Here is a 385-nt window from a genome sequence, read left to right on the forward strand (position 1 = left end):
GATCGCGGTGACCTCGGCGCGCGACCTCGACGTGGTCCGGCGGGCGGTGTCGCAGGGGGTGGTGCAGTACCTGCTGAAGCCGTTCTCGTTCGCCGGGCTGCGCGGCAAGCTCGAGCAGTACGCCGCCTATCGCGCGCAGCTCGACGACGCCGGCGATGCGGTCGTGCAGGACGAGGTCGACGAGCTGCTCGGCCTGCTCCGCCCGCCGGGCGGCGCGACGTCGCTGCCCAAGGGGATGAGCGGCGAGACCCTGCGCCGCGTCACCGACCACCTGCGGGACGCCGGGGCCGCCTCCGCGAGCGAGGTGGCCGAGTCGACCGGCACGTCGCGGGTGACCGCGCGGCGCTACCTCGAGCACCTCGCGGAGACCGGGGTGGTCGAGCGA

The 385-nt window shown here is 75.1% G+C and carries 1 protein-coding gene; it reads left to right on the top strand.

Features of this window, described 5'->3' with window-relative positions:
- Positions 1–385: helix-turn-helix domain-containing protein (locus ETU37_RS05775; RefSeq protein ID WP_129986249.1), on the top strand; the 385-nt coding region annotated here is incomplete at both ends.

Origin of the sequence: Nocardioides iriomotensis (genome assembly GCF_004168035.1) — a bacterium.
GTDB lineage: Bacteria > Actinomycetota > Actinomycetes > Propionibacteriales > Nocardioidaceae > Nocardioides_B > Nocardioides_B iriomotensis.